The following is a 19,218-nucleotide window of genomic DNA, read 5'->3' as shown; positions in this document are numbered from 1 at the left end:
TGTCACTCCCCAACCTGTGCATTCAGTTGTTTTGGCATCCTGGGGCGACGGCAGGCCGCCTCACCGGAGGGATCCGCCGGGGCGTCGGGGTAAGCGGCCCAATTCAGGGGGTCGCCATCCAGAGCCTCGCTAAACTCCGGATTACCCATCACCTTCAGGTATTCGATGATCGCCATGCGCTCTTCTTCGCTGAGCCGTTCGCCAATCCGGCCCGGCATCTCCACATCGGTAAACAGATGGCCATGGTTGCCATTGCCGGTGATGCCGGTGTCGTGCACAAAGCTACCCGGCGAGGTTTTAGTGGCGTAACCCAGTTTGATGGGGTCATATTCGCGGTTGCCCACCGCAAAGGTCGTGGGGCGTTCATCCAGCGGCGACAGCAGATCGTGAATAGTGGGCACCGAACCGTTATGCAGGAACGGTGGGGTTGCCCAAACACCGTGCAGGGGTCGGGCTTTATAGGCGCGTTTATTGGCAATGCGGAAAGGCACATTGAGGCCGTCGTAATCGGGCACGGCCTCGCCGGTGATTTTCCAGTTTTCGTACAGAATGGGTACCAGGCGGTTGAGCAGGACTTGCAGGCCATTGCCGGCATTGACGGGCTCGGAATCCGGCAGCAATTTGCGGGCGTCGTAAATCGCCTTGTTAAAGTTGTCCGCTGCGGTGGCGTCGGTGCCGATCACATCCACATCGATCCAGGGCACGGACCAGATGGTCTCGCGCCAGTCTTTGCGATAGGGCACGCCGTCAATACGGGTGATATCCCCCGCCATATCCCATTGCCAGTTGACACTGGCTTGTTCTGCCGGGTTCTCACCGGGGCCGGAAGCCACCGGCCAGTTGTAGGGCTTGGATTGGTGGGGGCCGTGGCAGAAGGCGCATTGGGCGGCGAACAGCGCCTTGCCCTGTTTCGCCCTGGCAATGTCGATCTTACCAAGAATCTGTTCCGGCCACTGCGGCGGCTTGAGATCACGCAAGGTCGATTCCACACAATGCATACCATCCAGGTCGACAACGGTTTCGCCAAATTCGCCGGGGCTCAGCAGTTCTCCCTCATCATTCACCAGCTTGATAGGGGCAAGTACGCCCAGACTTTCACCGATATTGCGGGCCATAGCCTGATTGGTAAAACCGGTGTACTGCACCCAGTCAAAGCGCCAGATGTCCCACAAAAAGGGATAGCTGACCGGTGCGTTGGCGGCATGATAGTTCTCCGGCACATCCAGATCGTAGCCGAACACTACATTGGCGATTCGGCCTACCGCGTCGGTGCGGCCACGGCCTTCTTCGGTGGGGTAGTATTTGGAGGCGCCGGGTCCGCTGACAAATTGTTTCATCGTCTTCAGGAACTGCCAGAACTCCTCGCGCAACTGATCGCGTTGTGGTTGATCCTGGCCGGCTACCCGGTCGGCGAAGCGGTTCCACTTGAGGGGGTTAAAGTAGGTTTCTGCGGCCGAAGCTCCCAGGGTGGTGATAAATTCGCCGAGTTTGGCGGTGGGAACGCTCTGCACCGCCTGGCCACCGTCCACCCGCAGTGCCACGCCCTTATAGTGCAGCTCTCCGGTGTGACACATGGCACAGCCCAGGTCCAATTTTTCCAGCCCGGTTTGCGGGTCGATATGACGGGTCATGCCAACGGGCAGGTTGCCGGGGTTGCGTTCAGTGGCCAGTTGCCCCGGATCCACAATAAAGCCCCAGCCGCGCATATTGTCTTCTTCGGCAAGACGCTCCTTGGAAAGAGGCAACTCCAGGTTCACGAACCAGTCGTAATGCATGCCCAGCAGTTCGGTGCCCTGCGGCGTGTAGTAAAAATCCTCGCGAGCCTGGGAATCCCAGCTGTCGGTCAAGTAGTGCACCTGATTGATCTGCTCGTGGGTGAGGTTGGGGGTGAGCAGGTGTTGCAGGCCGATGTACACACCGGCAAGGATACCGACCGTTGCCAGCAAACGTCGGAACCAAGGTGGGCCAATAGCTTTCCAGAGACCACGCAGGCCGGCCAACAGGCCTCCCGCCCAGTGCCAGAGCCCCTTGATTCCTCGCCCAAGTGATCTGATCAAAAAACGGAGGCTATTGCTGAAAATACCCCAAAGGCCGCTCAGAAGGGCGGCGCCGGATTGCCGAAAGTCCATAGTCTTGTTGTAACGTCCGTCGTTTATTGTTGTTTTTCATCCTGCCCCCAAGCGCTCCTGTAGATAGCCGCCTTCAACCGCTGCGGGTACCGAGATGATTCAGGGGCAGTTCCGTTTTATATCGTACCTGCTTTAAGGAAAAGCTGGTGCGGATACTATCAATCCCGTCCATAGGTGTCAGTCGCTTGTCGAGAAAATCCTGATAAGCGTTCAGGTCGGGCACTGCAACGCGGATCAGGTAGTCAAAGTCGCCCGTCATCAGATAGCACTCCATCACTTCGGGCCAGTCCTTTACCGTCTCCTCGAAAGCCACCAGATTCTTCTTCACCTGATGATTCAGTGTGACCTGGATAAAGACACTCACGGGCAGGCCGACTTTCTGCGGATCAAGCAAGGTGACCTGCCCGCGGAAAAAACCCTTCTCCTGCAGGATCTTCACCCGGCGGGAGCAGGGTGAGGGCGACAGGCACACCTTTTCCGCCAGCTCCAGGTTCGTCAGGCTGGCATCGGCCTGCAGGGCTTCGAGGATCTTGCGATCAATCTTATCCAGTTCATGCATGGTGGTGGTCCAGGTGGATGGCAGGTTCCAGTGTACGCCATATTACGCCGAATTCCACAGATGTATCCGTTATTGGAGAAGAATTCCGAATTTTCCGCTCCTAGTGGTGATTTGTGCTAAGTGAGCGCATGACTATCGATCTCTTTGGTATGACCCCCTAGCGACGCCCGTGCTACTTTTTTCCTCTCAGAATCAATAACTAACCGCCCGACATGAGGAGGAAAGAACCGTGATTTTCGACAAGGACTACCAGCTCACTGACCGCTACGCCCTGACCCAGGGTCGCGCTTTTATGACTGGCATCCAGGCCCTGGTTCGTCTGCCTCTGATGCAGCGTCAGCTGGACCAGCGTGACGGTCTCAACACCGCGGGTTTTATTTCCGGTTACCGCGGTTCGCCTCTTGGTGCTTACGACCAGGAGCTGTGGCGCAGCAAAAAGTTCTTGGCCAGCCACGACGTGCATTTTGAGCCGGGGGTCAATGAAGATCTCGGAGCAACCGCTGTTTGGGGCACTCAGCTCACCGATTATTATCGCGATCAGGTCAATAAAGATGGAGTGTTCTCCATCTGGTATGGCAAGGGTCATGGTGTTGACCGCACCGCCGATGTGTTCCGCCAGGCCAATGTTCAGGGCACTGCGAGGCATGGTGGAGTATTGGCGCTGGCGGGTGATGATCACACGGCCGAATCCTCCATGTTCCCTCATCAGACTGATCAGGTGTTTGAAGCGGCGATTATGCCGATTCTGTTTCCGACTTCGGTGGAAGAGTATTTGACCATGGGATTGGCGGGTATAGCGCTGTCTCGCTATTGCGGTCTGTGGGTGGCGTTTAAGACGATTACTGAAACCGTGGAAAGCGGCGCCTCCATTATGATCCCGGAGTTGCCCAAGTTCGTGATGCCGGAGGACTTTGTCATGCCTCCCCATGGTCTTAACTACGATGTTAACCTGAAGTGGCCCGCCGAGCGCATGGAGTACGAACGCCGTATGATTGAAGAGCGGGCACCGGCGGCTCATGCGTTTGTTTACGCCAATAAAATTGACAAGGTGATTCTCAAGTCTGAGCAACGCCGCTTTGGTATTGTGACGGTGGGTAAGGCACACGGCGATCTGTTGGAGTCCTTCCGTATTCTGGGCATTTCCGAAAGAGATCTGCAGGACGCCGGCATCAGCATTTATAAGGTCGGTATGAGCTGGCCATTGGAACCTCGCGGTATTCGTGAATTCGCCGAGGGCATGGAATCGCTGTTGGTGGTGGAAGAAAAACGACCGCAGCTGGAGAAACAAATCAAGGAGCAGTTGTACAACTGGCCAGCGGCCAAACGTCCGGCTATTTTTGGTAAGCGCGATGAGCAGGGCGAGGTGCTGTTGCCTGAGGTGTGGGCATTTACCCCCGAAATTGTATCCGCTGCGCTGTCCCGTTGGTTAAAGGGCACCGAAATCGGAGGGTTTATCGGTAAGAAGGTTTCCGAGTTTGTTGCACCCTGTAAAGTGCAAGGTAAAAACCTGCTCGCTCGAGAGCCGTATTTCTGTTCCGGGTGCCCGCATAATACTTCGACTCAAGTGCCGGACGGCAGCACCGGTGGTGCCGGTATCGGTTGTCACATTATGACCATCAGCATGGATCGTAAAACCAAAACCTTTACCCATATGGGGGGCGAAGGTATTCACTGGGTCGGGCTGCACCGTTTCTCCAAAAACAAGCATATGTTCCAGAACCTGGGGGACGGTACTTACCAGCACTCCGGTTTGATGGCGATTCGGCAGGCGGTAGCCAGCGACGTCAATATTACCTACAAAATTCTCTACAATGATGCCGTTGCCATGACCGGCGGGCAGCCCGCGGAGGGTGAACCCTCTCCGGGTAGCATCGCGCAGCAGCTGCTGGCGGAAGGTGTGAAAAAGGTGGCACTGGTCAGTGACGATATCGGCAAGTTCGAAAATGATTCGAGCATACCGGCCAATGTAACCCGTTTCGATCGTGATGAGCTTGATGCGGTACAGCGTCAGATGCGTGATATCGAGGGGGTTACCGCAATTATTTATGAGCAAACCTGCGCAGCGGAAAAGCGTCGTCGGCGCAAGAAGGGTTTGATGGAAGATCCGAACCGTCGTCTGTTTATTAATGACCGAGTGTGTGAGGGTTGCGGAGATTGTTCTGTACAGTCCAATTGTATTTCTATCGAGCCCAAGGAAACGGATTTTGGTCGCAAGCGCCAGATCAATCAGTCCGCCTGCAACAAGGATTATTCCTGTGTTAAGGGGTTCTGCCCGAGTTTTGTGTCTGTGGTCGGTGGCGAGTTGCGCAAGCCGGATCAGGCTCAGGTCAAAACACTGGAAGCGGAGGTGTTTGCCGAGTTGCCGGAGCCCACACCTCCTGAACTGACTGGCAATTATGCGGTGTTGGTGTCCGGGATCGGTGGTACCGGCGTATTGACCATAGGTGCACTGTTGTCGATGGCGGCGCACCTGGAGGGCAAGGGTTCGACGACTCTGGACTTTACCGGTCTGTCTCAGAAAAACGGTGCGGTGGTTGCGCACATTAAACTGGCGCCAACGCCGGGTGATATTCATGTGCCCCGTATTTTGGATGGGGGTGCAAACCTGTTGTTGGGCTGCGATATGGTGGCGGCAACGGCTTCTGTGCCCAAGCTGCGCCAGGGTGTCAGTCGTTCGATTATCAATACGGCGGAGGTTCCGGTTGCTGCGTTTACCCGAAATAATGATTTGTTCTTCCCTGCGCAGGAAACCAAGGATGAGTTCTCGACGGCAATCGGCAGTGAAGCGGTGGATTATATCGACGCGACCGGTATCGCCGAGGCGATGTTTGGCGATTCCATTGCGACTAATCTGTTTATGGTGGGTTTTGCCTGGCAGAAGGGTTTGTTGCCACTGAGTCGTGCGGCGATTGAACGAGCGATTGAGTTGAACGGTGTGGCGGTTGAATTTAACTTGCGGGCGTTCCGGTGGGGGCGTCTGGCCGCTGAGGATTTGCCTCGGGTGCAGCGTTTGATCGATGAGCGTAATGGTGAGGGCGAGACGCAGGTGGTAGCTCTGGATACGTTGGAGCAGAAGGTCGATCGTTTTTACCGTGAGTTGGTCGAGTATCAGGATTCGGGTTATGCGGACCGCTATTGGGCATTGGTGCAGTGGGTTCGTGAGCAGGAGAAGGCGCGGCTGGGGGCAGTGGGTGCGTTGTCGACCTTGGTGGCTCGCTATTTTTATAAGTTGATGGCGTACAAGGATGAGTATGAAGTCGCGCGTTTATATAGCAGTCCTGAGTTCGAGCAGAAGTTGCGGGCGCAGTTTGATGGTGATTTCAAGTTGCAGTTTCATTTGGCGCCGCCATTGTTGGCTCGTCGGGATAAGGTGACGGGTAAGCCTAAAAAGATGACGTTTGGCGGTTGGGTGTTGCCGGTATTCCGATTGTTGGCGAAGGCTAAGGGGCTGCGGGGTTCGGCGCTGGATGTGTTTGGCTATACGGCTGAGCGTCGGGGTGAGCGGCAGTTGATTGAGGATTATGAGGCGTTGGTTCGTGATGTGATGTTGCGGGTTGAGGCGGGTAACGTGGATCAGGTTGAGCGGTTGTTGGCGTTGCCGGAGCAGGTCCGTGGGTATGGGCATGTTAAGGAAGCAAATTTGGAGAAGGTTCGGGCTGAGTGGGAGCTTGGGGTGAAGGCTTTGGATTGTGTGGCTGGTGAAGTTACTAAGGCGGCTTGATCAAGAACTGGCAGGTCGGTGAGTGCCAGGAGCTGACCTTCTGGGGGCACGATTGATCTTCGTGTGTAGCAGCGCGCTCCGAGCGCGACCGGGTTGGCACCGTATCTTTGCACCATAACCGGCCATTGGAATTAGGTGTTTTTTTCTTTGCGGATAGGACGAAAGGGGCTGGTGATTGTGTGCCACAACGGGCGGCCGGGTGTCCGTTGGAGGGGCACGCTACCGGCCCTCCGGGCTTCCCTCAGTCCCCAATGAGCCAAGCAAAAGACGCTTGTCTCATTGACTCCTTCGGCGTTCGCTTGAAATGCCCCTCCAACGAACACCCAGCCACCCTTTAGATCGAGGTACATCAAGTTTATCGTTCTGAACTTTGCAATTTCAAACCGTTGATATGGAGAAGACCAGTCGCGCTCGGAGCGCGCTGCTACGGGTGGTTGGAGAGTCTCGCAGCAGCCCGCTGAGGGTGATTTGATTATCTCGGCCCCTCAATATTCCTGGTAAAAAAGTGACTTTGCCCCTCGGGTTTGACTCGGTAAAGTTTGGCAGGGCGGTTGCTGCCGGTTTTCATGTTGCCGGTTGCTTCGAGGATATCGGCGTCGAGGATGCGACGGCGGAATGATTTCTTTTCTACGGTGTTGCCCAGTACGAGTTCGAAGGTTTGCTGCAGTTCGGTAAGGGTGAATTCATTGGGCAGCAGGTTGACGGGCAGAGATGTGTATTGGACTTTGCTTCTGAGTCTTTGGTGGCAGGCCTCGAGAATGCGATTGTGGTCAAAGGCCAGTGGGTATTGGTCTTCGGCCTCGTCTACGGGTACCCAGGCGACCTGTTCTGAGCTGTCGTCTTTGCCGAGGGTGATGTGGTCACTGGGGATGAGGGCGAGGTAGGAGATGGTGACGGACCAGCCCCTGGGGTCTCTGCCTTGGCTGCCAAAGGTCTCGACCTGTTCGAGGTAGGGGATTCTGACTCCGGTTTTTTCATAGAGTTTGCGTTTGGCGGTGTCCATGAGTGTTTTGTCAAGCTTTAGGTCGATAAAGCCGCCGGGCAGCGCCCATTGCCCCAGAGCCGGGTGCTGTGCCCGTTTGACTAGCAATACCTGCAATTTTTCGCTTCTGACGGTAAAGATGGCCATGTCAACGGAGGTCAGTGGGACATCGAAATCGTGGATGTCGTAGCTCTCTAGAAAGGCTTTTTCAGTTTGCTTTTTTGTCATATTGGGCCAGTCTAATAGTGTCCGGTTGACAGCGGTTTATTGGGGTATTATGTTAGTGGCTCAATGCCCCTAAGTCAACGGAGGCTTGTTTGATGACAAGTGCCGGAAATTGATCATCTGGGAGACAGTACTTTGGGAGCCAATGCCATGGAACAGATTGCCGGTGTGGATGCACAGCTAGGAAGCGCCAATCAGAAGCGAGCCGTTGAGGGTAGTTTGCTGGGACTGATGGTGGGTGACGCTTTGGGTTTGCCGTTTGAGGGTATTTCAGCAAGGCGAATCAAGCAATTGCTTAAGGCGCGCCCCCGCCACGCCCTGGTTTTTGGCAAGGGTATGATTTCGGATGATACGGAGCATGCCGCCATGACAGCGGCGTCGATGATCACCCGCTGGGGGGATTGGGACCGCTTTCAGGGGAGCCTGGCCTGGAGGTTGCGCTGGTGGTTGATGCGGCTGCCGGCGGGAATAGGGATGGCAACGGGGCGGGCCATTATCAAGCTCTGGATGGGGTTTCCGGCCAAGTACAGTGGTGTGTATTCGGCGGGTAATGGGCCGGCGATGCGTGCGCCGATTATCGGTGTTTGCCTGGGGCATGATCGCGAAACGATGAAGCAGGTGGTAGCGGCTTCTACGGTGATCACCCATAAGGACCCGAAGGCGACGGTGGCTGCGTTGGCGGTTGCTCAGGCGGCGTACATGGCAGGCTGTTGTGAATCGGTGTCTCTGGAGGCGTTTCGAAGCGAGTTGCAGTCGCTGTTGGCGACGGAGGACAGCGGTGCGGTTAAGGAGTTTGAGAATACGATGGATCGGCTGGAGAGTCATTGGGAGGGAAATCCCGAGGCTGTGGCCGAGGTTATGGGGCTGAAGAAGGGTGTGACGGGGTACAGTTATCATACGGTACCGATGGTATTGTTTCTTTGGCTTAAGTATCAAAGTGACTATGCCGCCGCAGTGGAGGCGATGATTCGGCTCGGCGGGGATACGGATACGACTTCCGCCATTCTGGGCGGAATTCTGGGCGCGGGTGTTGGCAAAGAGGGTATACCTCAAGATTGGATTGAGGATATTGTTGATTGGCCGATAACGGCGAAGTATCTGCAGTCGCTGTCTGAGGATCTGGCGTTTTGCATGGAAACCGGTGAGCGTCGCTCCACACGTTGGTTGCCGGGACCTCCGATTTTTGTACGTAATCTGATGTTCCTGGCCATAGTGTTGGTGCATGGATTCAGGCGTTTGTTACCTCCCTATTAATTGATTTCATTTTTCCAAAATCAGTTCAATAGGGAAAAGCTTAACCAGTAAGTGGCTCTAAGCCACTATTAATATGGTGTTCAAAGACAAGAAAGAGGTTGTCATGTTTAGTATTAATTACATTAAGGTAGACCCAACAACTTTTCTTATGCAGTTTAAAGATGGAAAACTAAAACGACAGGGCAAAGGCCTGTCGTTTTTTTATTACTCTCCGACAACATCGCTGGTCGCGATTCCTGTAAGTACCTCCGACTTACCGTTTATGCTGAAGGAATCTACTCGTGACTATCAGGAAATTACCGTGCAGGGGCAGGTGGTTTATCGAATTGCTGACCCCGAGAAAATATCGGGGCTGATGAACTTTACGTTAAAATCCGGCGCTCAGACGTATCAATCAGAAGATCCGAAGAAACTGCGTAATCGCATCGTCAATCTGGTACAGGTAAAGATGCGCACTGCGATCGAGCAGATGGATCTGCGTCAGACGATTACATCCTCTCAGGCGCTGGTTCGCTCGGTCAAAAGTGAGTTGGTTAATTCAAGCGTCTTGGCGTCCCTGGGGATTGAGATTATGGATTTGTCCATTCTTGCAATCAAACCAACGCCCGAGACCGCCAGAGCGCTGGAGGCGGCGGTGAGAGAGAAATTATTGGAGGAGGCGGACGAAGCTATCTATAGACGGCGCAACGCTTCCATTGATCAGGAGCGGACGGTTAAGGAGAACGAATTGAATACGGAACTGGCGGTTGAGGCAAAACAACAGGAGATCGAGGAGAAGAAGCTGGAAGCTGATCGAGTCCTAAAGGAAAAGATGATGGTGATTGAGAGAGAACGGCTGGAGGCCGAAATTGCTCAGGAGCAGCAGCGCAAGGAATTGGTTGAGTTGGCGACGGAAAACGATCGCAAGAAGACAGACGCCAAGGCCTATGACATTGCCGCCACTATGGAGGCTTTGTCAAAGGTGGATGCCAGGGTTCTGGAGGCAATGACGATGGGTAACCTGCAACCTGAACAGTTGCTGGCGCAGGCCTTCAGAGAATTGGCGGGCGGGGCCGATCGCATTGGGCAATTGAATATTTCTCCGGACCTGCTGCAGCAGTTATCCGGCAAAGCGGTCGTTTAGGGCAGAGAATTCATGAATGTAGATATCAAAGTCATTTTGGTGACTCGAAGGACTCGTCTGCAAGAGTTGGTTGCACAGTATAACACCGAGGAACAGACCCGATTTGTTATCGAAAGTCGTGGTCAGCGCTTCCAGGAATACTACCAGGAAAACAGCAATTACCTTCAGGCGGTTACCGCGGTAGAGGCGGTTCTGACCCCCAGTGCAAGAGTGCAAAAACTGGATCGGGAGTTTCTCCCTAACTTTATCTTTGGTCCAAAAGATATCGTGGTGGTGGTGGGGCAGGATGGTTTGGTGGCCAATACCTTGAAGTACCTAAAAGGCCAACCTCTCATCGCCATTAATCCGGAACCCAGCCGATATGACGGTGTGCTGTTGCCATTTGAAGTCAAGGATGCACGTGCGATTGTCGGGGATGTTGCCCGCGGAATATTCAAAACGAAGAACATTACCTTGGGCAGGGCGGAGATTAATGATGGGCAGGAGCTGATTGCGGTAAACGATTTTTTTATCGGCCCCCGGAGTCACACTTCCGCCCGATACGAACTGACTGTCGGCAGTAAAATGGAAGCTCATTCATCCAGTGGCATTATTGTATCCACGGGGCTGGGTAGCACCGGTTGGATGAAGAGTGTGTTAGCCGGGGCACAGGGTATTGCTGGCACCGACAGGGAGCTGGCATCAATGCCTTGGGATTGCGATTATCTGCAGTTTGCGGTGCGCGAGCCTTTTCCCAGTCAAACCACGGGAGTGGATTTGGTCTTCGGTCAGGTAACTCGGCAGTCGCGAATGACCGTTGCTTCGAAAATGGCGAGCCATGGTGTGATTTTCAGTGATGGCATGGTGGACGATTATATTGAGTTTAACAGTGGGGCCATTTGCACGGTGGGCATTTCGGACGCTGTTGGCAGACTGGTTGTCTAGTAATCCATCCAAGTGTTCCCAAATTTTGTGCAGCCGCTGCATGAAATCGGCTTGTACTAATCCAACAAATCTGAATTGCCGGAGATACCGTGACAGGATCGTACTACAGGGATGGCGCGAAACAATTCTCCAATTTCTGCGGTGCGGCTGAGGTGGTGGTAGATTTCAAAATTAACTCCATTCCGAAAACCAAGGTGGTTGTTCTGAATGGTTCTGTGAAGGAGCTTGATTCATTGCTATGAATAAAATATTCTAATATGAATATTTTGTCCTTTTAGGGAGAGGCCTGTGACTTGTGAACCCAAATTAGAACCAAGCATTCTGGAAAAGCATCTGGCGCAGCTCCTGCAACGAGAATGCAGTAACAAACAGATCCCGGGTCTCTACGCTGTCCTCCTGGACCAGGAGGGGATTGTCTGGCAGGGCTCTGGAGGTAGCGCGGACCTGGCGGGGGTTCGGCGATTCACGGAGGACACGCTATTTCGCATTGGTTCCATTACCAAACTGGTGACGGGCTTCCTGGTTATGCAACAGGTCGAGAGTGGGCGCATTGCACTGGATGATCCCATTGGCAAGCACCTGCCGGAGTTTCAGCCTCATAGCGACTTTGACAATCCTATTACTATACGGCGTCTGCTGCAGCACAAGAGCGGGCTGGTCCGGGAGGCTCCGGGAGGTTGCTATTTTCTTTCCAGCAATGCCTCTCTGGAAGAAATTGTCTCCAGCCTGAATCAAACCCGACTACTTTGGGAACCCGGAACAAAGACCAGTTACTCTAATGCGGGAGTCTGTGTTCTGGGACTGATGCTGGAACGACTGGAAAGCAAACCCTACGAACAACTGGTTCAAGAGCGAATCTTCAAGCCTTTGGGAATGCAAGACTCCAGGCTTGAACTCAATGAAGATGTTCGGGCAGCATTGGCAGAAGCACAAATGTGCCCCTACCACCAGAAAACTCAGCCTGCACCGGTCAACAAACCGAACAGTGTGCCTGCCGGTGGCATCTTTTCATCACCACGGGATCTTACTCGACTGGCGTCAACGCTGTTGCGTGGCGGAGAACCGGTGTTGAGCGCTTCTTTACTTCAATCCATGTGGCAACTGGAGCAAGAGGACGACACCATTGCCCTCGGATTTTTTGTCAGGGAACTCTTTGGACACAAGGCCGTCGGACACGGTGGAACTATTTATGGCTATGCCACTGAATTGGAGTTGTTGCCATCTGAGAATTTGGGGGTATTGGTATTTGTTACCCAGGATATCGGCAACAATATCGCCCGCAGGCTTTCGGCTCATATTCTTGAATTGGCACTTAAACTTCGCCGTGGACAATCGTTGCCGGGGTTTATTCAGACCCAAGATGCCGACCTTCAATGTTACTCCCGGTTAGTGGGAACCTATCGCAATGGGGACTCGCTCGCCTGGATTAGGGTGAATAATGGTAAGCTTTCAGCGGAGATCAATGGAACCATCGGCGAACTGCGTCGACACAAGGAACACTGGGCGATGGACTGCGCACAGGTATTTGTCGATGATATTCAATTGAATGAGTCTGGTCTGATCGTTGGTGACCAAAACTACTTGCGTGACGAACACGTTGATTCTGCCGGCTTGCCAGAGGAAACCCTGATTGGCAACTACGGATCAGAGGCATCCTGTCCAATGCAAATCTATGCACGTTCAGGACGCCTCTGGGCACGGGTGGCAAACTGTTTCTATCAGCCTTTAGTTGAAGAAGAAGCTGGCATCTTCCGCTTCCCGGAAGACAGCCTCTTTTTTGCCGCAGAGGCCGTACGATTTGAAACCGGTGACGACGGTGTGGTGGCAGCACTCATCATCGGGGAAATAAAACTGCCTCGTCTTTAAACATGATGGCGCTGCTCAGAGGTGGCGGTCAACGCCGCCGTGCAAACAACCGATTCTGGCAAAATACCTGGCTCGCCGGCGACGATTCCCCATCCGCAAAGAGAAACTCCACCACTTGGGAGGGAGTGTCTTCCTTCTCGGTCAGAAACTTGTTGTCACCAATCGGAACCAACCTGACGATTTCCTGAACAGGCTCGGGCCGGTCTGGCATATCATAGGTGGCTGTCATTTGCAGCCCTTCACTATTTTCAGAAATTTCCAGTTGGGTGCCATTCAGGTATTCCCCCAACAGTTCCTGAGTATCAACCTCTGCCAATGGAACAGGTTTTAGGTCGCGTAAGTCTCTCCCTTCGGGAATGCAAACGGTCGCTCCCGACAACGCCTTAATCAGTTCGACTCCCAAGTCCAAAAATATCTGGTTGGCACCGGTGGCGGTGTTGGCAAGGATGGAAATCGCCAATTTTTCAGCGGGCAACAGTGCCAGAAATGAGTTTTGCCCGTGGGTCATACCGGAGGCAACGGTAACGCGACCTCGATCCGATTCCAGAGCGGCCCAGCCCATCAACAATTCGGAATCGGAAGGCGGCACGATCTTATAAGGCGTTCGCATCTGTTGAATCAAATCAGAACAGACCAAGGGTTTACCGTCGCGGGTGACGCCATTGTTCAGATGAAAGCAGCCAAACCTGAGCAGATCTTTCGCCGTCATGGATAAAGAAGCACCTGCAGCGCTCATACAATGTGGCAGGCGTAAATTATCCACGGCGCGTAATTCTCCGGTTTTCTGATCCACTTCGTGACCGATGGCGGTACGATACCGGATCACATCGTGGGTATAGAAGCCGAACCGTTCTGTACCTATGGGTTGCAACAGTTTTTCCTGTAATACATCTTCATAGTAGCGGCCCGTCACCGCTTCAATCACACGCCCGGCAATGCAATAGGCGGTGGAGTTATAGGCTCGCATTTCACCGGGCGGGTGGATGTATTGCAATGTATGGCAGGCGTTCACGTAGCGCTCCAACGCTTCGGGGCCGGGCCCAAAGTCCGCAAAATAATCCCCTTCCATGCCGGCGGAATAATCCAACAGCGAACGCACCGTAAGCGCATCCGGTGTGGGGTGATTGTCGATTTGAAGATCGGGCAGGTAACGACTCACCGGCGCATCCAACTCAATCAGTCCTTCATCCACCAGCATGATCATCAAGGTTGCCGTGTACACCTTGGTGGTGGAACCGATCTGAAACACGGTGTGGGGGTCGACATCGATCCCGGCTTCCAGGTTTGCGCTTCCAACTGCGGCTTCCAGGGGATTGTCCTGATGGTAAATGGCTATAGCAGCGCCGGGTATACGGAATTTATTCAGCTGAGTCTGCAACCTTTCCGATAAGCGGGATTGGAGCCTGTGGTAGATATCTGGGTTGATTGTGGTCATTTGTGGTCCTCAACGGGCTGAATTGAGTATAGCGCCGGCTTGAATACGGGCACCAAGTGAAAATCAACAAAATTAGAGGTTGAAAAATACCATATGTGAGGATATATTCAAATACGAATAAATAATTCAATAGAGGTTTTCAGATGTCCATAACCCAATCAGTTTCTACCGAAGCGCTGGATCGTGCCCGAAGCCTGATCCAGTCCAGCCGCGATGTTTGGGATATGACCTTGCCCTGGGTAGAGCAGTACTGGGATATCGAAGTACTGCGCCGTTACCACCAATCCGGCTACAGCTTTATCAGTCTCACCATTCAGGACATGCCCGCCAGCTACGAGGGGGTCATACGTGAAGTCGGTCGATTTCAGGTGCTCTGTGAACCTCATGCCGATTGGCTGTGTTTTGCCGCAAATCTTGCAGAAGTGGATGCCGGTTATCGCGAGGGAAAACTGGTTCTGGGACTGAATGTGCAAGACACTGAGCTGGTTCATGAGGATCTTTCGCGGTTGCAAAACCTGAAGGATCTGGGCGTGCGCCATATGCTGTTGGCCTACCAGACGCGTAACCGTGCAGCCGATGGTTGCGCAGAACCTGCCGATGCGGGCCTGAGCCTGTTTGGGCGTGAGTTGGTACGGGAGATGAACCGGGTCGGTATGGTGGTGGATGTCTCCCATATGGGACGCCGCTCCTCCCTGGAAGCCATTGAGATTAGCGAGACACCCGCGATCTTTTCCCATTCCGGCGTATTTGCCCAATGTCGCCACATTCGCAACATTGATGATGACCAGATTCGCGCCTGTGCGGAACGCGGTGGGGCGGTGGGTGTTGTGGGTATTGGCGCCTTTCTCGGCGACCCGGCGGCCAAGAGTGAAACCGTGTTCCGACATATAGACCACATCGCACAGTTGGTGGGCCCTGAGCACGCGGGAATTGGCACCGACTATATCGAGGATCTGGAATGGACCTGGCAGGGCATTCAAAGTGCACGGGAGACGGCCTGGCGAGACCCTTTTGGCACCCAGCTTTATGAGGGCGTGGCCTTTGCTCCGGAGCAGTTGGTGGAGCTGGTCGCGATTATGCAGGCCAACGGATACGGCGAGCGGGCGATTCAGGGCATTCTCGGCGGTAACTTCAGGCGTATCTACCAGCTGGTCGAGGGCGATCAGGTTCCCGCCCGAGCTGAGGTGGGTTAAACCGGACTTTCGCCACGGGGAACCCTGTTAGCCGGTAGATGGGTTCGTCGCTTCAAAGTAATTCACCGGCAGGTAATAAAAACAACGCTCATCTGATGATAAGCCATAATGAAGGAAGAGTTGATTATGAAGATACAAGCCACTGAAATGATCCAAAAACTCCAAGCGGCGCGCTCTTGCGCGGCCATCAGCACTCTGTGCCTGCTGGCGATGCCGGCTTATGCGCAACAGGCGGAAGAAACTCAGGAAAATCTGGACGACTTTCTGATAGAAGAAATCATAGTGACCGCGACCCGGCGGGAAGAGAGTCTGCTGGATGTTCCGGTATCCATGACGGCGGTGGATCTGGAAAAGGCCACCGGTGAGGGTATCTCTGATATCAACTCCCTGGCCGATTTCGTCCCCAACTTGACCGCAAATGATGGCGGTTCGCCCAGCCTGGGCAATCTGACTATTCGCGGCATTTACGCTGGCGGTGCCTCCACTACCGGTATTTACGTGGACGATGTGCCCTACGGACCTGTTTTTGGCGGTGCCGGTGATCAGCTTGCCTTGGATGCCACACTGCTTAACTTGCAACAACTTGAAGTGGTGCGTGGGCCTCAGGGTACTTTGTTCGGTGCCAGCTCCATGGGCGGCGTTGTGCGCTACATCACCAAAAAGCCTTCGCTGACCGATATAGAAGGTTATGTTTCCGCGGATTTTTCGGACACGGACCGCGGCGGCGTCAACAGCCGCTATCGCGCCAGTGTCTCCATTCCGGTTATTGAAGACAAGCTGGCGATTTCACTGAGCGGTTTTTCCGAGGACGCGGAAGGTTACGTGGATTTGCCCGGTTTAGGTGAGCAGGACGCTAACGATCATGACTACGATGGCGCGCAGTTAACGGTCTTGTTTCAGCCCAGCGAAGCGATGGAGGTTCGCTACAATGCGGTTGTACTGGATGCGGATTACGGTGATCCGGGCTACGTGCTGTTTGACGTTAACAACGGCGACAGGCCGCTGGGCGAATACGTCGGTGATTCTTCGCTGCCCACCAGTCGTGCCTACGACTATGACATGCACGCACTGACTATCAACTACGATTTTGATGGTGCTACCCTGACGTCTGTTACCAGTCATCAAACCGTGGAGCTGGCCAATGGCACTGATATCACCAGTAGTCTCGGCGGAACGGCGGACTTCTTTACCGGTGCTCCCTTTGGTACCCATACCGTATTGTTTGAATCCACCTTTGAAACCGATCGATTTACGCAAGAATTGCGTTTGACATCGGAATCCAGCGACAAGCTTGAGTGGTTGGTGGGATTGTATTACACCTCTCAGGAAACCGATGCGATTCAAAACACCATAGAGGATCCCGCTGATATTGTGCTCGTGCGCTCAAACGTACCACTGGAGTTCGAAGAGTTTGCGGCTTTCGGTAATGTGACTCTTTACCTGAGTCAGTCTTGGGATGTTACATTGGGATTGCGTTACTCCGAAGCAGAATCGGATATCGAAGACCTCAGTAACAACAACCCGGCCTTTGGTTTGCCCGGTCTGGCAGCGGACAACTCCGAGGACGTGACCAACTACCTGCTCAATAGTCGCTATCGCCTTTCCGAACAGACCCAGGTATACGCCCGCGCCGCCAGTGGTTATCGCCCGGGCGGCCCCAATCTGGTGAGCCAGGTACCTGTGGATACCGACGGTGATGGCCTGCCGGATACCTTGATGCCCTTAGGTGACGCCACCTATGACGCCGACGAACTCTGGAGCTATGAGCTGGGCATCAAAGGCACCCTGATGGACGGTCGCATTGCCTACGACGCCGGTGTCTATTGGATTGACTGGGGCGATACCCAATTGTCGACCACTGCTGGCGGATTGGGTTCTACCATTAACGCTGCTGATGATATTGAAGCGACCGGTTTTGAAGCGGCCATTCATGGGAAGCTTATCGAAGGCCTGGAGTTGAGTGCCACCTTTGCCTATGCGGATACCGAACTCCAGGGCGAAGAGCCTGCATTGGGTGCCAAGGCGGGTGAACGACTTCCCAATAATGCGATGGTCAGCGTTTCTGTCGGTGCAGACTACAGCTTCAGTCTGATGGGTTATGATGCGTTTGTCGGCGGTTCCTGGCGTTATCGCGGTCCCTTCACCAGCACCTATCAGGGCAATGGAGTCGATCTGATACCGGTCGTGCAAAACTACAAGAACGACGCCTATGATGTACTGGATCTGCGTGCGGGTATCACCATCGAGCAGTTTGCACTTAACCTCTATATGACCAACGTAACTGACGAGTCGGACTTCCAGACGGTTTTTCCTCTGGCGGCCAATTTCAGTTACGGCGTTCCCCTCAGACCCCGCACCATTGGTGCTAACCTCACCTATAATTTCTGAAACAGGTCTGCCTGATCGGGAGCTGTGCTGGCAGCTCCCTGTGTACACTTTGCACTAGGACGTTTTATGTCAATACCAATCGGTAGCAAACAACTGCTGCTATTTGCGCTGCCGGCCATGGTGTCAGCGGTTATGCACGGCCCCATCACAGGAATTGTCCCATCGCTCTACGCTGAAGAGTTTGGGCTGGACCTGACCATTATTGGCACCGTGCTGCTGATTGCCCGCCTGTTCGATGCCATCACCGATCCCTTGATCGGGTACATGTCAGATCGCACCCGCACACCGTTCGGCAAACGCAAACCCTGGATTGCCGTCGGCTCCGCGATGACAGTGGTGGCTGTGTATTTTCTCTATACCCCCGGCGAGTCGGCTTCCATGGCTTACTTTTTGGGTTTTTCACTGTTGCTGTATCTGGCATGGACGGTGTTGGAAATTCCCTACGTGGCCTGGGCACTGGAATTATCCCGCGATTCCGCACAACGGGCGAAAATCAATGCCAGTCGCAGTGGTGCCACCTTGTTGGGGGGCATTGTGTTTACACTGATGCCGTCACTGGTGCCGGGCTCGGGCGGCAGTATGAACTTTCAGGTGCTGGGTGTTATCGCCATCATTATGGCGGTGGCGATACCGGTTTCGACGATATTGGCACTGCTGTTTGTACCCCATGGCGAAACGGACGAAGATCAGGAAGAACCTCGCATTCGCGAGCTGTGGGGGTCGATCAAACTCAACAAACCTTTCCAGTACTTTATCGCCTTGTATCTCTGCATTGGTCTGGGAGGCGGTTTTACCGGCGTGTTGACGTTTATGTATGTGGATACCTATTTGCAAATTGGCGATCGCTACACGGAACTGTTTATGCCATCCGTTATTCTGGCGCCGCTAAGCCTGCCATTCTGGGTCTGGTGGCTGACTCGATTCGATAAGTACAAAGCTACGGCCGGGGCCTTCAGCATTTTTGCTCTGACGATGCCGGTAGCCTGGTTTATTGACCCAGGCGAAGGTGCCTTCTGGCCGATGATGATTTACTACTCTGTACTCAGTATTTTTTTCCCTCTATTGATGGTCTCCATGCCTACGATTCTCGGCGATATTATCGACTACGATGAGTACAAAACCGGCAAAAACAGATCTGGCCAATACTACGCGTTTATGGCGTTGATCAACAAAGGCACTTCTGCCATTGGTGGGCCCCTGGCACTGATGTTAATTGGTATTTGGGGCTACCAGCCCGGAGCCGTAACCAATTCTCCGGAGGCCATTACCGGGTTAAAGATTGGCTTCTGTATTCTGCCGACGTTGCTGTTTCTGCCGGGACTGCTTTTACTCTGGAAATTTCCGATGAATGATCGCAGCCATCGGCAGATTCGGTCACAACTGGACGAACGTCTGGCGGCGGCCGCCTGATTTTCAATT

12 protein-coding genes are annotated in these 19,218 nt (G+C 53.8%); 8 read left to right on the top strand and 4 right to left on the bottom strand.

The genetic code is table 11. The features are described from left to right. Positions 1–2: 2 nt before the first annotated feature. Entirely contained in the window at positions 3–2,057 is a 2,055-nt protein-coding gene (locus HBA55_RS28635) for a c-type cytochrome (protein WP_166998571.1), read from the bottom strand. A gap of 145 nt (positions 2,058–2,202) precedes the next feature. Then, the gene (locus tag HBA55_RS28630; RefSeq protein WP_166998569.1) at positions 2,203–2,688 is read right to left on the bottom strand and encodes an Lrp/AsnC family transcriptional regulator; all 486 of its coding nucleotides are present in this window, start codon (positions 2,686–2,688) and stop codon (positions 2,203–2,205) included. Between the two features lie 229 nt (positions 2,689–2,917). Between HBA55_RS28630 and HBA55_RS28625 the strand changes: the two genes are divergently transcribed. Then, a complete protein-coding gene (locus HBA55_RS28625) occupies positions 2,918–6,409 on the top strand; it encodes an indolepyruvate ferredoxin oxidoreductase family protein (RefSeq protein WP_338109479.1) in 3,492 nt (1,163 codons plus the stop codon). A gap of 472 nt (positions 6,410–6,881) precedes the next feature. Here the strand turns inward: HBA55_RS28625 and HBA55_RS28620 are convergent, their stop codons facing one another. Further along, positions 6,882–7,619: an NUDIX hydrolase gene (locus HBA55_RS28620; RefSeq protein WP_166998567.1), complete on the bottom strand. Its 738-nt coding sequence runs from the start codon at positions 7,617–7,619 to the stop codon at positions 6,882–6,884. Between the two features lie 147 nt (positions 7,620–7,766). Here HBA55_RS28620 and HBA55_RS28615 point away from each other — a divergent pair, with 147 nt between their 5' ends. The 4 genes from HBA55_RS28615 to HBA55_RS28600 all read left to right on the top strand — a co-directional run bounded on the left by HBA55_RS28615 (position 7,767) and on the right by HBA55_RS28600 (position 12,783). After that, a complete protein-coding gene (locus tag HBA55_RS28615; protein ID WP_166998565.1) occupies positions 7,767–8,870 on the top strand; it encodes an ADP-ribosylglycohydrolase family protein in 1,104 nt (367 codons plus the stop codon). A gap of 103 nt (positions 8,871–8,973) precedes the next feature. After that, complete coding sequence (locus HBA55_RS28610) at positions 8,974–9,993, top strand: SPFH domain-containing protein (protein WP_166998563.1); 1,020 nt, start codon at positions 8,974–8,976, stop codon at positions 9,991–9,993. A 12-nt stretch (positions 9,994–10,005) separates the two neighbouring features. Further along, a complete protein-coding gene (locus HBA55_RS28605; protein ID WP_166998561.1) occupies positions 10,006–10,917 on the top strand; it encodes a diacylglycerol kinase catalytic domain-containing protein in 912 nt (303 codons plus the stop codon). A gap of 288 nt (positions 10,918–11,205) precedes the next feature. Further along, the gene (locus HBA55_RS28600; protein WP_166998559.1) at positions 11,206–12,783 is read left to right on the top strand and encodes a serine hydrolase; all 1,578 of its coding nucleotides are present in this window, start codon (positions 11,206–11,208) and stop codon (positions 12,781–12,783) included. A gap of 28 nt (positions 12,784–12,811) precedes the next feature. Here the strand turns inward: HBA55_RS28600 and HBA55_RS28595 are convergent, their stop codons facing one another. Continuing rightward, positions 12,812–14,218 carry a serine hydrolase domain-containing protein gene (locus HBA55_RS28595; RefSeq protein WP_166998557.1) on the bottom strand — a complete coding sequence of 469 codons (1,407 nt, stop codon included), beginning with the start codon at positions 14,216–14,218 and terminating at the stop codon, positions 12,812–12,814. Between the two features lie 143 nt (positions 14,219–14,361). Between HBA55_RS28595 and HBA55_RS28590 the strand changes: the two genes are divergently transcribed. The 3 genes from HBA55_RS28590 to HBA55_RS28580 all read left to right on the top strand — a co-directional run bounded on the left by HBA55_RS28590 (position 14,362) and on the right by HBA55_RS28580 (position 19,209). Beyond that, the gene (locus tag HBA55_RS28590; protein ID WP_166998555.1) at positions 14,362–15,411 is read left to right on the top strand and encodes a dipeptidase; all 1,050 of its coding nucleotides are present in this window, start codon (positions 14,362–14,364) and stop codon (positions 15,409–15,411) included. 126 nt (positions 15,412–15,537) lie between these two features. Further along, positions 15,538–17,799 (top strand): TonB-dependent receptor, encoded by a 2,262-nt coding sequence (locus HBA55_RS28585; protein WP_166998552.1) that lies wholly within the window; start codon positions 15,538–15,540, stop codon positions 17,797–17,799. Positions 17,800–17,865: 66 nt separating this feature from the next. After that, positions 17,866–19,209, top strand: a complete 1,344-nt coding sequence (locus HBA55_RS28580) for an MFS transporter (protein ID WP_166998551.1) — start codon at positions 17,866–17,868, stop codon at positions 19,207–19,209. Positions 19,210–19,218: the final 9 nt, after the last annotated feature.

Origin of the sequence: Pseudomaricurvus alkylphenolicus (assembly GCF_011683955.1) — a bacterium.
Classification (GTDB): domain Bacteria; phylum Pseudomonadota; class Gammaproteobacteria; order Pseudomonadales; family Cellvibrionaceae; genus Pseudomaricurvus; species Pseudomaricurvus alkylphenolicus.
This window is presented reverse-complemented; position numbering and strand designations above follow the sequence as displayed.